Origin of the sequence: Virgibacillus sp. SK37 (assembly GCF_000725285.1) — a bacterium.
Classification (GTDB): Bacteria; Bacillota; Bacilli; order Bacillales; family Amphibacillaceae; genus Virgibacillus_Q.
This window is the reverse complement of sequence record NZ_CP007161.1, coordinates 2,922,577-2,936,856: the sequence shown is the minus strand read 5'-3', so window position 1 is coordinate 2,936,856 and position 14,280 is coordinate 2,922,577. Positions and strand designations below refer to the sequence as shown.

13 protein-coding genes are annotated in these 14,280 nt (G+C 39.7%); 9 read left to right on the top strand and 4 right to left on the bottom strand.

Annotated features, from left to right (window positions below):
* Positions 1–29 precede the first annotated feature (29 nt).
* Entirely contained in the window at positions 30–1,763 is a 1,734-nt protein-coding gene (locus X953_RS14800; RefSeq protein ID WP_040956278.1) for an ABC transporter ATP-binding protein, read from the bottom strand.
* Positions 1,764–1,986: 223 nt separating this feature from the next.
* On the opposite strand from X953_RS14800, the gene hpaB reads away from it, so the two are divergent.
* On the top strand, positions 1,987–3,426 hold the full coding sequence (gene hpaB, locus X953_RS14795) for a 4-hydroxyphenylacetate 3-monooxygenase, oxygenase component (RefSeq protein ID WP_040956277.1): 1,440 nt from the start codon (positions 1,987–1,989) through the stop codon (positions 3,424–3,426).
* Positions 3,427–3,611: 185 nt separating this feature from the next.
* Positions 3,612–3,848 carry a hypothetical protein gene (locus X953_RS14790; RefSeq protein WP_040956276.1) on the top strand — a complete coding sequence of 79 codons (237 nt, stop codon included), beginning with the start codon at positions 3,612–3,614 and terminating at the stop codon, positions 3,846–3,848.
* 56 nt (positions 3,849–3,904) lie between these two features.
* Here the strand turns inward: X953_RS14790 and X953_RS14785 are convergent, their stop codons facing one another.
* Entirely contained in the window at positions 3,905–4,258 is a 354-nt protein-coding gene (locus X953_RS14785) for an STAS/SEC14 domain-containing protein (protein WP_040956275.1), read from the bottom strand.
* A gap of 226 nt (positions 4,259–4,484) precedes the next feature.
* Here X953_RS14785 and X953_RS14780 point away from each other — a divergent pair, with 226 nt between their 5' ends.
* The 7 genes from X953_RS14780 (at position 4,485) to X953_RS14750 (ending at position 12,846) form a co-directional block, all read left to right on the top strand.
* A complete protein-coding gene (locus tag X953_RS14780) occupies positions 4,485–5,978 on the top strand; it encodes a BCCT family transporter (protein WP_040956274.1) in 1,494 nt (497 codons plus the stop codon).
* A 216-nt stretch (positions 5,979–6,194) separates the two neighbouring features.
* Positions 6,195–6,857 carry a transcriptional regulator gene (locus X953_RS14775; protein WP_040956273.1) on the top strand — a complete coding sequence of 221 codons (663 nt, stop codon included), beginning with the start codon at positions 6,195–6,197 and terminating at the stop codon, positions 6,855–6,857.
* On the top strand, positions 6,857–7,231 hold the full coding sequence (locus tag X953_RS14770; RefSeq protein ID WP_040956272.1) for a RidA family protein: 375 nt from the start codon (positions 6,857–6,859) through the stop codon (positions 7,229–7,231). The genes X953_RS14775 and X953_RS14770 overlap by 1 nt, the downstream gene beginning before the upstream one ends.
* Before the next feature lie 34 nt (positions 7,232–7,265).
* The gene (locus X953_RS14765) at positions 7,266–8,498 is read left to right on the top strand and encodes a threonine synthase (RefSeq protein ID WP_040956271.1); all 1,233 of its coding nucleotides are present in this window, start codon (positions 7,266–7,268) and stop codon (positions 8,496–8,498) included.
* A 340-nt stretch (positions 8,499–8,838) separates the two neighbouring features.
* Entirely contained in the window at positions 8,839–10,317 is a 1,479-nt protein-coding gene (locus tag X953_RS14760) for an APC family permease (RefSeq protein ID WP_040956270.1), read from the top strand.
* Positions 10,318–10,335: 18 nt separating this feature from the next.
* Entirely contained in the window at positions 10,336–11,616 is a 1,281-nt protein-coding gene (hisD, locus tag X953_RS14755; protein WP_040956269.1) for a histidinol dehydrogenase, read from the top strand.
* Between the two features lie 15 nt (positions 11,617–11,631).
* On the top strand, positions 11,632–12,846 hold the full coding sequence (locus X953_RS14750; RefSeq protein ID WP_040956268.1) for a DegT/DnrJ/EryC1/StrS aminotransferase family protein: 1,215 nt from the start codon (positions 11,632–11,634) through the stop codon (positions 12,844–12,846).
* 114 nt (positions 12,847–12,960) lie between these two features.
* Here X953_RS14750 and X953_RS20280 read toward each other — a convergent pair whose 3' ends face one another.
* Both X953_RS20280 and X953_RS20275 read right to left on the bottom strand, forming a co-directional pair.
* Positions 12,961–13,686, bottom strand: a complete 726-nt coding sequence (locus X953_RS20280) for a L,D-transpeptidase (RefSeq protein ID WP_052350152.1) — start codon at positions 13,684–13,686, stop codon at positions 12,961–12,963.
* A 46-nt stretch (positions 13,687–13,732) separates the two neighbouring features.
* Positions 13,733–14,209, bottom strand: coding sequence for an SH3 domain-containing protein (locus tag X953_RS20275; protein WP_040956267.1), 477 nt, complete (start codon positions 14,207–14,209; stop codon positions 13,733–13,735).
* Positions 14,210–14,280 lie beyond the last annotated feature (71 nt).

Sequence of the window (14,280 nt, the reverse complement as noted above, 5' to 3'; positions counted from 1 at the left end):
ATTGGAACAGCAGAGCTTCTTTATCGTTCTTAGGTTAATTGTTGCTCAGCAAATTCACGATAGAGGGCATGTTGCTTGATTAATTCCTGATGAGTTCCCATTCCGGTAACCTTCCCCTTTTCAATGAACACGATTTTATCTGCATCGACAATCGTCGAGAGCCTATGAGCGATTATAAAGGTAGTTCTCCCCTCCATTAATCGGCTTAATGCTTGCTGTACAATACCTTCCGATTGACTGTCAAGACTGGCTGTCGCCTCGTCCATCATTAGAATTTTCGGATCTCTTAGAAAAGCACGGGCAATAGCGATACGTTGTCGTTGCCCTCCGGAAAGCTTAATGCCACGTTCACCAACTTCTGTATCCAACCCTTGCGGAAATTCTTGGATAAACTGTGATGCATATGCCATCTTAGCAACCGCCCAAAGTTGGTCATCAGGAATCTGTTTTTCTTCCAGTCCATAACAAAGATTTTCCCTAATCGTTCCAGCCATCATCGGACTATCCTGAGAAACATAGCCAATTTGCTGCCGCCAGGATGTAAGCGACATCTCCTGAATGGGTATATCACCTATCAAAATTTCTCCCGTATCTGGAATATAGTAACGCTCAAGCATACCGAACAAAGTAGTTTTTCCACCGCCACTTGGTCCGGCAAAGGCAACCATTTCACCTGGAGCTGCTGAAAATGTCACATCCTCCAACACTTTTTCTTCATTACCATAAGCAAAAGATACATGTCTCACATGCACACTTTCACCTGTAATATCTCGGACCATGCCCTCCTGTCCTTTTTCTAATTGTTGATCCAGAATTTCAATAATGCGCTCTGTCGCTCCTTTTGCTTTTTGCAGTTGTGTAAAGAACATCGCAAATGTGGTGACAGGCATAATAATTTGAAACAGATAGAGTAAAAACGCGACCAAAGAACCTGTGGACATACTCCCGCTTGCTACGCGCATACCGCCATAGGAAATAATCATGACGATAACCACCATCATGACGAAATACATTATTGGAGCAATAAGTGCGTAGATTTTAGCTTCCTTCAAGCCAAGGTTTAAAAGTTTCTTAATTCCTAGTTTTCCTTTCGTCGCTTCTGATTTCTCTGCGTTGGATGCTTTCATTAAGCGAATTTCACTAAGCGTCTGTTGCACATCACCAGTAAAAATAGCTGTTTCATCCTGCAGGCTTCGGGAGATTTTTCCCATTTGTCTTCCAAGTGGTAAAAGAATTAAAACGATGAATGGAACACTTACAAGCATTACTAGTGTCATCTTCCAATCCATGATAAGCAGAATGGTGATTGCCCCAATGATAGAAACGATTCCAGTTATGAATTGTGGGAATTGATCAGATATTAAATCGCGAACCACGTTCGTATCATTGACTACACGGCTGACTGTTTTCCCGCTTGATGTCGTATCAAAAAAGCGAATTGGCAAACGAATGAGCTTCAGCCACATCCTTTCACGAAGTTTTGCAACAACATGCTGACCTACCGCAGATAATGCATAAATAGATACCCCGTTCATGATAGCTTGAAAAATAAAAGCGATCGCAATTGCGATTATTAGTGGAGTACTTAGTGTTGCTGTGGAGAAGTTATCAACAAGATTTTTAGTTAATAAAGGAACAACTAAGCCAGCGAGAGTTGTAATGATACTTGTCAAAAGCCCAATGCTCAATAGCAGCTTAGGCAATCCGGTAGAAAAAATAAGAGAGAAAAAGGGTTTGATGCTAGTCGGTCTGGTGTTTTCCATTTGGTATACTCCTGTCAAAAAGGTTGTTAATTATTCTCTTTTAAGTCTACTCGTTCAATGGGGAAAAGCAAGTAGAAGGTATAGGGGACGGGTAACAGCTTGTATTGAAATAAGAAAATTAGTAACGCATTTGGGCTCGATAAATAAAATAAATAATAAGGAAAGTTCAATTATCATTGCAAGAGAATCACGACAACAGTTACAAAAAGTCAGGGGTGGGTGTATGCCGGCAATCAGAGGAAATGAGTATAAGAAACGGATAGATCAAATGCAGGCAGAGATTTGGATCGATGGAACTCAGGTAAAAGGAAATGTTTCTGAACATCCGGCTTGCAGAGGAATTATAAAAAGCCAGGGGGCATTATATGATCTTCAATTTATGCCCAAATTAAAGGATATCATGACATATTCTTCCCCGTTAACGGGCGAGCGAGTAGGGATGTCTTATTTGCAGCCAAAGACAAAAGAGGATTTAGTAAAAAGACGAAAGATGATTCAGCAATGGGCCCTAGCAAGTAATGGCATGATGGGGAGAAGCCCTGATTATATGAATACAGTACTAATGGCATTAGCATCATCGGCAAGATTTTTAGAGGATAAGGAGAACTGTTACCCGGAAAATTTACTTCGATTTTATGAATACGCTCGGGAAAATGATATTTCCATGACGCATACCTTTATTAGCCCACAAGTAAATCGACAAACTTTCTATATAGAAGATACGGAGCAGCCAATAGCCGCAAAAGTGATTAAAGAAACCGATGAAGGAATGGTAGTAAATGGAGCCAGATTACTTGCAACACAAGGTGGAATAACAGATGAAATACTTGTATTAGCTGCTGGCGGCATTCAGGATAAAGCAAATGGATTCGCTTTTTCTATTCCAAGTAACACAAAAGGACTTCGATTTATTGCCAGAGAGTCATTTGTCGGAGGAGATTCGGCATTTAATTATCCGCTAAGCTCAAGGTATGAAGAGATGGATATGGTCGTAGTGTTTGATCAGGTGCTTGTGCCATGGGAGCGTGTGTTTTATTACAATAATATTCCTGTTTCAAACACATTTATGGCATCAAGTTCTTTTTTGCCTTTTACCTTACATCAAGCTGTATCCAGACAGATTATAAAAACGGAATTTATTCTGGGACTTGTTCAGTCTATTATTAATAGTATTTGTATTGGCGAATATCAACATGTACAGGAAAAAACTACAGAGATTATTATTGCTTTGGAGACATTGAAAGCATTGCTTCTTAAAGCAGAAGCGGAAGCGGAACTGGATGAATGGGGATATATGCGACCAGACCAGGCTACGCTTGCTGTGGCCTGCAATATCTTCCCGAAAGCGTATGCGCGTTTCACAGAGATTATCCAACAATTAGGAGCGAGCGGGCTAATTTCCATTCCTACAGAAGCAGCATTTGATTCTGAGATAAGGAAAGATTTAGATCATTATTTACAGTCAAAAGCTGATGACGCGTTATCGCGGGTGAAGCTTTTCCGTCTTGCCTGGGAAGTTTCCATGAGCGCATTTGGCACGCGTGAAATTCAATATGAACGTTTTTTCTTCGGGGATCCTGTCAAATTAGCAAGTGGACTCTACCAATCCTATGACCGTTCCTTATTTGTAGAAAGAATCTCAAACTTTTTGGATAAAGAGTAAAGGTTAGTGACCTTTGCTCTCTAGGCAAGATAGTTTGGCACCGTTAGGACCAGTTGCCTTTGACTGGATAAAAGATCACAATCATAATTCTTTCTGTCCCTAGTTCATAAGTAGGTTGTTGTTTCATACAACTTAAATTTGGGAAAGCAATTAATAGAGAATCTTTTATTCAGGGAGGAACAAGCATGAAAAAATATATCGTTGATAATATTATAGGTGATACAGTGATTTTACTAGATCAGGAAAATGAAAGGATAACCAAAGAAATAGATATGGGAAAACTTCCACTCGATGTCCAGCAGGGTGATCTAATTGTTGAAGATGATCGAAGTGGAGTAAAAAACTATCGCACATTAATAGGAGAGTCGGAAAAAACAGCCGAGGACACACAAGAAGTTGCTAAGCATATGCATAAAGAATAATTGGAGGGACAAACACAGCTTATTGTCCCTCCAATTTTATTATTCTTAGATCCTGATTAAGCATACAGCCAATTCTTCCCCGATTGTATTTCCTCTGGTGGATAATAGACTACTTGAACACCAGGCAGTTGATTCTCTATTTTCGCATCTGCCTTGACCCATTTTTCGTCAGAAACCACTGCCATCTTTTTAATGCTTTTTACATATTGCACCATTTTCATATCCTCCATCAGACCATCTAAGGTGATTCCCTCCCAATCTTTTATAATAAGTAAAAGGTTAATCGGTTCTTGTTCAAGAATTTTCCTTTTGAATTCGCCTTCAAAACGCTGGATGTCTTCTTTTGTTACTTTCCCATGAAGTATTATTTTCATCATAGCACTATGCTCTGTAGCATTAACCTCTAGCATGGTATCCCATCCTTTCTCTCTTTATTTCCATCGATTCCTTTTTTGAATGCGGATTAAACTTTGGAGCAATTAAAAAAGTTTTAGCATTTTTTTTGCTGGATGGATAAAAAGGTAACTACTACCATTAGGAAATTTTTGATTTTTGGTTTTTCTTTTATAAATTAGGGAAATTAGGGTTAAGCAGTTTAAAAGTTTTACATACATAATTTATATTGAGGTGGAGGAAATGAAACAGGTAACTTCTGTTTTCTGGTATGCGTTAGCAGGGTGTTTGGCGTTAGTGGCATGGGGATCAATTGCCCCAAAGCATTTAGAAAGTGTGACATCAAGTCTTACTACATTTATTTCTGAGCGATTTGGCTGGTATTATTTATTACTTGTCACAGCAATTTTATTATTTTGTATTTATCTGATTTTCTCGAGGTTTGGTAAAATTAGACTAGGAAAAACAAATGAAAAACCTGAATTCAGTCTGTCATCCTGGTTTGCCATGCTATTCAGTGCAGGGATGGGGATCGGTGTTGTATTTTGGTCAACAGCAGAACCGATCACCTATGCGTTTAAATCAGCCCCTACTGCAGAACTTGGTACGGATCAAGCCATTGATGATGCCTTAAAATATACTTTCCTACATTGGGGAATAAGTGCATGGGGGATTTATGCCATTGTTGGTATGGTACTTGCCTATTTTAAATTTCATAAAGGTTACCCAGGTTTGATCAGTGCTACGCTAATCCCGTTACTTGGTGAAGATTTAATGAAAGGAGCACTCGGTAAAGTGATCGATGTGCTCGCTGTTTTTGCTACAGTTGTTGGCGTGGCAGCAGCTCTCGGATTTGGGTCAGCTCAAATAACTGGTGGTTTCAACTTCTTATTTGATACACCACAGACCTTCGCTGTACAGCTACTTGTGTTAACCATTACAACGGTACTGTTTATTATTTCTGCATGGTCCGGAGTAGGTAAGGGAATTAAGTATTTAAGTAATATCAATATGGGAATTGGCTTTATTTTATTTGTCATGCTATTTGTTATTGGACCAACGATGTATATTCTTAACATGTTTACAAATACACTTGGCAACTATATCGCTGATTTTGTACAAATGAGCTTTCGACTTGCTCCACAAAGTGCAGATGAACGTACCTGGATTAACAACTGGACATTGTTTTATTGGGCGTTCTGGATTTCCTGGTCTCCGTTTGTCGGTACATTTATTGCAAGAATTTCCCGAGGACGTACGGTGAAAGAGTTTATGATGGGAGTGCTATTTGTCCCAGCCCTTGTTTGTTTTATCTTCTTTTCCATCTTTGGAGTTTCAGCTCTGTATGTAGAAGGGAATGGTATGGCTGAACTATCCAAGTTAAATCTTGAAACAATGACATTCGGCATGCTTGAACAATATCCGCTTGGTATGGTGATGTCGATATTAACTATTTTAGTTGTCAGCATTTTCTTCATAACATCAGCAGATTCAGCAACCTTTGTGTTAGGAATGCTAACGACAAACGGACTTGTAAATCCCGCAAACACGGTAAAAGTGATCTGGGGATTTACCCAGGCAGCTGTAGCGGCAATCGTGGTATATTTTGGAGGAACGCAAGGATTGCAGAACACGGTTATTATTTCTGCACTGCCATTTTCCATAATTATTATTATGATGGGCCTCTCGTTTTTAAAGGCAGGAAAAGCAGAACTCAAGAAGAAATCGGAAAGATAATATGTACCCTCTCTACTATCGCGATTTAGGTGATAAAGGGAGGTTTTTTTATTTGCTTAGGTAACTTTAAGAATGGGTTCTAATGCTTAAAAATAATCCATACTTACTAAAAAATTTTAAGCATTAAAAAATTGTTGCAAATATAAAATTTCTTTGTTATTATATGAATTATCAAATTAACTAATAATTTGAAAGTATTTGTTTAGGAGAATTAATTTGAAAAATGAAAAGGATATAATCTTTGATCAGGCGATTAGAACAGCAGATATTTTAGTGAAAATGTTTGGTGCCAAATGTGAAGTAGCAGTACATGATTTTAGTAATTTAGAAAGCTCACTCATTCATTTGGCAGGAACGATCACAGGCAGAGAAATAGGATCACCCATTACGGATTTAGTTTTGGAACAATTACGGAGTGAAAATGTAACCGATTTCGCAAATTATAAGACTACCTCCAACAAAGGGTTGGTGATGAAGTCTTCCACTGTTTTCCTTCGGGATAGCGAAGATGCCGTAATTGGTGCTCTGTGTATTAATATCGATATCAGCCTGTTAATTCAAATAGGGGGGGAGATTAAAGACTTTATAAGCTTTGCAGATGACGGACAAAGTAAAGAAAGCTTTCATACAGATGTTCATGACGTAATTGAAACAATGACAAATCAAGCATTGCAAAAATACCATAAAGCCCCGGCACTTTTAGACACAGAGGAAAAGATTGAAGTGGTTAAAGAATTAGAATCCAAAGGGGCTTACCTGATTAAGGGAGCCACAGAATACTCGGCAAGTGTGCTGGGTGTGTCTAAATTTACAATTTATAATTATTTACAAAAGATCCGTACAGAATCTAATTTTAATCAAACACAGGAGTTGAGATAATGTTTACTAAAGTCCATACAGAACATGCACCTGCGGCGGTAGGAGCTTATTCCCAGGCAGTGGAAAAGAATAATATGGTATTTGTTTCAGGTCAATTGCCTATTGATGCAAACACAAATGAAATGAGTGAGAATGTCGTAGAACAGGCAGAGCAATCACTTAAAAATATTGAAGCAATCCTTAAGGAATCAGGTCTTAGCTTAGAAAACGTTGTAAAAAATACGATTTTTATGACTAGCTTAGAGAAAGCTGCCGAGGTTAATGAAGTATATGCTCGCTTCTTCGGTGAGTATAAGCCTGCCCGTGCAATGGTTGGTGTGAAAGAGTTACCTAAGGGTGCACAAATTGAAATTGAATCTATTGCCATTCGCTAAATCTATTAATCTATCATGATCAGGAGGTTTTAAAATGACTTATAGTTATGTCTCTCATCTATATTGTCCAAAATGTGAAGAAACATATAGCACGAAGGAAAAGCAGCAATTATGCAAATGTGGTTCACCATTGCTCGTATCTTATAAAATGGATGAATTAAAAAGCAATTTCAGCAAAGAGGATTTGTTAAAAAGAACACCGGATCTGTGGCGCTACCATGAGTTGCTTCCAGTGGAAGACCCGGAAAACCGTGTTACATTGGGAGAAGGAATGACACCAATGCTGCATATGAAAAATTCGGGAAAAGAGATGGATATCCCTAATCTTTATATGAAGGATGAAGGCTTAATTCCATCTGGTTCATTCAAATCAAGAGGAGCTGCAGTTGGTGTATCCAAGGCGAAAGAAGTGGGAGTGAAGGAATTAGCGATGCCTACAAATGGCAACGCTGGAGCAGCTTGGTCACTATATTGTGCGCAAGCTGAGATAACTTCTACTGTTGTTATGCCACTAGATGCACCGGAGATCACACGGAAAGAATGTGTTGCTGCAGGAGCAGATTTATATTTGGTAAATGGGCTGATCGGAGATGCTGGCAAAATCGTTGGACAAGCCGTTAAGGATTATAACCTGTTTGATGCTTCAACACTTAAAGAGCCTTACCGTATTGAAGGTAAAAAGACAATGGGCTTAGAGATTGCCGAGCAATTTAACTGGGAAGTCCCTGATGTTATTCTTTACCCAACAGGTGGAGGTGTCGGCTTAATTGGTATCTATAAGGCACTTCGCGAATTACAGGAATTAGGCTGGATCGCTGAAGGTAAAATGCCAAGATTGGTCGCTGTTCAATCAGAAGGGTGTGCCCCAATTGTAAAAGCATGGGAAGAAGGGAAAACAAGCGCGGAGCCTTGGGAAAATGCAGAAACGGTAGCATTTGGAATTAATGTTGCGAAAGCGTTAGGAGATTTCCTTATCCTTGATGCGATTCGTGAAACGGATGGATGTGCTATTGCCGTAAACGATATGAAAATCTTAGATGAAGTCGCTTCCGTGGCTAAAGCGGATGGAGCGTTCGTTTGTCCAGAAGGTGCAGCAGCATTTGCGGCAGCCAAGGAATTGCGTGCGCAAAACTGGATTAAGGATGGAGAAAAAGTTGTCGTATTAAATACTGGTGCAGGAATTAAATATCCGAACACGGTGGAAGTAGATGCACCTATCCTGCAAAAAGATGAAAAAATTATTAAACAAGCAACGACAAGCAAGTAATCCTGTGGTGCCTTCTCCCTCCAAGGGGGCGTCACAACTACTTTTTACTATCTAATAATCTAGAAACTTCGAAAGCAAGATAATAGCAGGCACCATATCCAGCTTCGACGGGCTGGGTATGGGATCTTACCTGCAAACGCTACTTTCTCCGAGGATAAAATCAATCTATTCTGAGACATAAGGCGTATGTTGGTACATGATTGAAATTTACTGGAAGATGAGAAGGCGTTTATACTTTTCTTACACTAAAATATCTGAATAATAAGTATATTTAACCCGAAAATGGAAACGTTACCAAAGGGTCGTTTCCACGGCAGAAGATAGGTGAGGAGGAACACTTTTGAAAGAACAAACGGAACTACTAAAAACGTTAAAACCACACTGGGTTGTCGCTATTGCTTTCGGTTCCGCTATTGGATGGGGTGCCTTCGTGCTTCCGGCAGACTGGATAAGGGAAGCAGGGCCACTAGGAGTAATACTCGGTGTTCTAATCGGGTCTTTACTAGTTATGATCATCGCTATTAGCTATGGATTTATGGTGGAAAAATTCCCGGTATCTGGGGGAGAATTTGTATTTACTTACCTTGGGTTTGGTAGAATCAATGCCTACATCTGTGGTTGGTTTGTAACATTATCGTATGTGACATCTGTTGCTTTAAATGCCTCTGCGATTATTGTTTTATTCAAATTCCTCTACCCAAGTATTGTGGAGATCGGCTATATGTACTCGATCGCTGGTTGGGATATTTATTTCAGTCAGATTGTATTGGCAACCATTGCCTTAATCATTTTTGGCTATGCAAATATAAAAGGGATCACATTAACTGGAAGAATGCAATTTATTTTCAGTACGGTATTATTCCTAGGCGCAATTGGTATCGGTATTGGTATGACGCTCCACCCTGATACGTCCTTTGCTAATCTGAAGCCTGCATTTAATACGGAAATTGGTGGTTGGTCATCCATTCTAGTAATCGTCGCAACAGCACCATTTCTATATTCAGGATTTAATAATATTGCGCAAGCATCGGAGGAATTTAACTTTTCCGCAAAAAAAGCGTTCAAGCTTATGATATTAGCACTTGCCTGCGGCGGTATTGTCTATTCAGTAATGGTCTATGCTACGGCAATGGGGGCACCTTGGCAGCCATTAGTGGAAAGCAAGCCGATTTGGGGAACAGGTGATGTTGTTACAAGCTTATTCGGAAATGTAGGCTTGATGCTACTTACTGCAGCACTATGTATGGGAATCTTCACTGGTATTAACGGCTTTCTTGTTTCATCAAGCAGAATGCTACTAGCTATGGGGAGAGCACGTATTTTACCAGCAGCTTTTACTAAAATACATCCAAAATATAAAACCCCACATATTGGGATTATTACAGCAGTCATCGTTTGCTTTATCACACCATGGTTCGGTCGTCAGGCTCTTCTTTGGATTGTTGATATGACTGCAACAGGGGTAGCGATTGCTTATTTGTATACATGTGCATCAGCATATCGCTTCTTCGCATGGGGCGAGAACCCATTACGAAAATTCTTTTCCTTATTGGGTACAGCAATAAGTCTCGTGTTCCTAGGTCTCTTATTTATACCTGGTTCACCAGCCTTTTTAGCAGCACCATCCCTAATTGCATTAGGAGCGTGGATTTTAGTTGGGGTTTTGTTTTATTTAATAAATGGAAAAAGATACAACCAAATACCAAAGGAAACGTTGGATTACTACATTCTTGGTGATGACATTATGAAAGTAAGAAAAGAACAAGAACAAGAAAAAAATAGCCAAGTGGTTGATTTAAGCAAACAAATGCACAATTAAGCAGAGGAGAGAAAAAACATGGCAGAATTTATAAAGCAAAGTCAGCATATAGAAAAGCAGGATACAGGAAATGTAAAGGAAATTGTTACGAAAGCATTGTCTGATATAAGAAAAGATGGGATAAAAGCAGTTCGAGGTTTATCAGAGAAATTTGATAAGTGGAACCCTGAGTCGTTCCGCGTTTCCCAGGAAGAAATTGAGCAGGCTGTAAAGAAAGTGCCGGAAACGTTTAAGCAAGACACGCAATATTGCCAAGCACAAGTAAGGGCATTTGCTCAAGCACAGCTGGAAAGCTTATCTGAATTTGAGAAGGAAATTCAGCCAGGTACATTTTTAGGCCAAAAGCTAATTCCCCTTTCCAATGTAGGTGCTTATGTACCAGGGGGACGCTATCCAATTGTATCCTCTGTACAAATGAGTACGATCCCGCCTAAGGTTGCCGGAGTAGATCGAGTGATTGCATGCTCACCTGCCCGTGACGGAGAAGGCATTCATCCAGGTGTTTTATATGCAATGCATCTGGCAGGGGTAGATGAAGTTTATTCCCTTGGAGGCATTCAGGCAATTGGTACAATGGCATATGGTGTAGAAGGAATTGACCCAGTTGATTTTATTGTAGGCCCAGGTAATGCGTTTGTTGCTGAAGCAAAAAGACAGGTTTTTGGTAAGGTAGGCATTGATCAAATTGCAGGTCCAAGTGAAAACCTTATTATTGCGGATGAACAGGCTGATCCGGTGCTAGTAGCAGCAGATATCTGGGGGCAATGTGAACATGATTTAAACGCGGTTAGTATTCTTGTCACTACTTCCAGAAAACTGGCAGAAGATGTACAGGAAGAAATGAATAGACAAATCAGTACTCTAGAAACAGCAGAGGTAGCTCAAGGGTCCTGGGATCGAAATGGTATGATTATTTTGGTTGCAGATAAAGAAGAAGCGGTTAAAGTGGCGGATGAGTATGCTATTGAGCATGTACAGGTACAAGCAGAGGATCTGGACTATTATCTTACAAACCTGAAAAACTACGGCTCTCTCTTTCTTGGAGAAGAAACGACTGTTACTTATGGAGATAAAGGGATTGGAACAAATCATATTCTGCCAACTGGAGAAGCAGCAAAGTATACAGGCGGCTTGTGGGTAGGTAAGTTTATTAAAACAGTCACATATCAAAGATGTACACAGGAAGCCAGTAGCAAGCTTGCACCGATTATTGGGAATCAATGCCGATATGAAGGAATGGCAGCACATGCTGTCACTGCAGATGTGAGAGGAAAGAAGTTTAGCAAACTTAATGTGTAGTCTGGAGGGGTTATTTTGAAGGGAACATCTGAAGATACATTAATTTTCGAAAAGGAATTTACAAGGCAAGAACCACTTCCCCAAGCTGCTATCGAACGAGTAACTGAAATCTTGCAATCTGGTAGACTTCATCGCTATAACACGGTGAAGGGCGAGGTGGCTGAGGCAAGTCTTTTGGAACAGGAATATGCAGATTATGTTGGTTCGAAATACTGTGCAGGCTTTTCTTCCTGTGGAAGTGCCATCTATGTTGCGTTAAAAAGTGTTGGCGTCCGCCCTGGTGATAAGGTTTTATCGAATGCTTTTACCTTGGCACCAGTCCCGGGAGCCATCAAAAACGCTGAAGCGGAGCCTGTATTTGTGGAAATTACCGAAGACTATGTTACAGATCTTAATGATTTAGAGAAAAAAGCAAAAGAGTCTCAGGCGAAATTTTTCCTGTTATCACATATGCGGGGGCATATTGTAGATATGGACCAAGTAATGGAAATTTGCGATCGTTATGACATCGTGGTAGTAGAGGATTGTGCCCATACGATGGGAGCAACATGGGATGGGAAATTTACTGGTACTTTCGGTAAAGTAGGCTGCTTTTCTACACAAACGTATAAACATCTTAATTCCGGTGAAGGTGGCCTACTGGTAACAAATGATGCCGATGTAGCAGCACAGGCCATTCTTTATTCGGGCTCCTATATGCTTTATGAGAAGCATATTGCCAGACCTGGATTAGAAGTTTTTGAGAAATACAAAAAACTAACACCAAATTTCAGTCTTCGAATGTCCAACCTTGTTGCCGCACTCATCCGTATACAATTGCCTTCATTAAAAAGGCAAGGCGAGCGGTGGAATGAGCGCTACAAAGCAATCGAAGCCGAATTAACAGAGGTGGAGCGTATCTATTTACCGAAGCGGCCCGCAAAGGAAGGCTATGTAGCATCTTCTTTCCAATTTACATTAAAAAACACAACAATAGAAAAGGTGGAAACATTCATTACCACCTGTGCGGATCGAGGTGTGGAGCTAAAGTGGTTTGGAAGCATGGAGCCTAAGGGTTTCACAAGCAGGTATGAAAGCTGGGAATATTTTGGAGAAACAGAGCCGCTTCCACAGACGACAGAAGTACTTAACTTTATGTGTGATTTCCGTCTTCCATTAACCTTTTCATTGGAAGATTGCAGAAAGATAGCTAAAATCATTAAACAAGTAGTGACAGAAGTCATTAAATAGTACTCGAAAAAAGCCCAAATCCTGATGGAATAAAGCATCGGATTTGGGCTTTTATTGTTGGTGAAATATATGTGTTGGCGTTATACAATGAAAATATAAATAGCATCCAGGCTCTTAATAATTGGATAGCTTACTCTCAGGTGTCTGGATAATCACAGGATTTTTGGCTGGATTGATCCACTTTAAAATGGAGATCATATGAGACTGCGAAACTCCTGTGCAGCCGAGTGTATGTCCGTTCGCTACGTGAAAGAAAATAGCACTTCCTTTTCCTGGTGTGCGAGCCGTATTATAGTTGATTACAAACCCATACGTATAGAGAGCAATATCCATATTTTCTGCACTATTCCATTGCCCTTCTGTTGCCTTTCTGGATTGCCAGGAATTATAAAGACTTGAGTTGGGATCGTCTACCCACACATCATCGGAACTTATGCTTCGAAAAGGAAGCTTCGTTCCGGGGTTTCCAGCTCTGCCAAATGCAGTGCCTATGCTGTATTTTCCTGTAGGGCTTTTTCCATCGCCCTCCACTTTGCTTCCTGCGAAGCCGTTTTTACCAATAAAGCCATTTGTTTGCATAACTCTCTGCCAATCTCCAGAGGACCCACGCTCAAATGTCTGTACTTTTGCTGAACTTGTGCCATACCCATTTGTTGTAACTAAGATTAATTGATTATTATTGCCAACTGAGCTCAGTTTTTCAGCATCATTTGTTGGAGTTGTTTTCACTGGCTTTTCTTGCTCTTTTTTTGTAGGTGCTTTTTCGTTTGATGTACTCGTTTGCTTTTGAGCCTGTGAATTTTTGCTGTTCGTTGATTTTTCGGTTGTTTTTTCTTTCATCACTTGCGTCGTGGTTTTGGTTTCTTTTTTCTTATTGGATAAATATTTACTGTTTACCAGATTTTGTTTTTACTTTTACCCAGCCGTTGTCTAGAGTTGTTTCTGCTGCTTGAATTTCTTCATTTAGCATGAGAACACCCAACACGTCAGATTGCGCATTTGGATCAGATCGTAAATTTAAAGATGCAACCGTTATGTATTTCTTTTCAAAAGATATGTTTTCCTCTTCACTCTTCTTTTTCTTTGTAGCATCTTTTTTCGGTTCTGCAGGTATTTCTTTTTCCTTGCTTTCTTCCTTTGTTTTCTCTTCATTTTTGTCTTTTTCTTTATTCGCTATTTCCATTTTGGATTTATCCTGTTCAGCCGGATCAGAGACAGGACTTGCCTTTTCAGACTCATCCTCATTCTGTTTAGCTTCTGCAGGTGAAGTTGGCTCATTTTGAGTAATTGCTAAAAACAATATAAATGCAGTTACAATAATGGCAATAGCTCCAAAAATAAAGCCTTTTTGCTTGTTCGACATCTAATTACCTCCTACTATTTACCTATACGAAATAAGTATACATGAAGTGGTAAATATTATACAGCGTTTTG

Bases quoted from the DNA above. Each gene is read 5' to 3' on its own strand.
- X953_RS14800 (WP_040956278.1), bottom strand. From the start codon at position 1,763: ATGGAAAACACCAGACCGACTAGCATCAAACCCTTTTTCTCTCTTATT.
- hpaB (WP_040956277.1), top strand. From the start codon at position 1,987: ATGCCGGCAATCAGAGGAAATGAGTATAAGAAACGGATAGATCAAATG.
- X953_RS14790 (WP_040956276.1), top strand. From the start codon at position 3,612: ATGAAAAAATATATCGTTGATAATATTATAGGTGATACAGTGATTTTA.
- X953_RS14785 (WP_040956275.1), bottom strand. From the start codon at position 4,258: ATGCTAGAGGTTAATGCTACAGAGCATAGTGCTATGATGAAAATAATA.
- X953_RS14780 (WP_040956274.1), top strand. From the start codon at position 4,485: ATGAAACAGGTAACTTCTGTTTTCTGGTATGCGTTAGCAGGGTGTTTG.
- X953_RS14770 (WP_040956272.1), top strand. From the start codon at position 6,857: ATGTTTACTAAAGTCCATACAGAACATGCACCTGCGGCGGTAGGAGCT.
- X953_RS14765 (WP_040956271.1), top strand. From the start codon at position 7,266: ATGACTTATAGTTATGTCTCTCATCTATATTGTCCAAAATGTGAAGAA.
- hisD (WP_040956269.1), top strand. From the start codon at position 10,336: ATGGCAGAATTTATAAAGCAAAGTCAGCATATAGAAAAGCAGGATACA.
- X953_RS20280 (WP_052350152.1), bottom strand. From the start codon at position 13,686: ATGAAAGAAAAAACAACCGAAAAATCAACGAACAGCAAAAATTCACAG.
- X953_RS20275 (WP_040956267.1), bottom strand. From the start codon at position 14,209: ATGTCGAACAAGCAAAAAGGCTTTATTTTTGGAGCTATTGCCATTATT.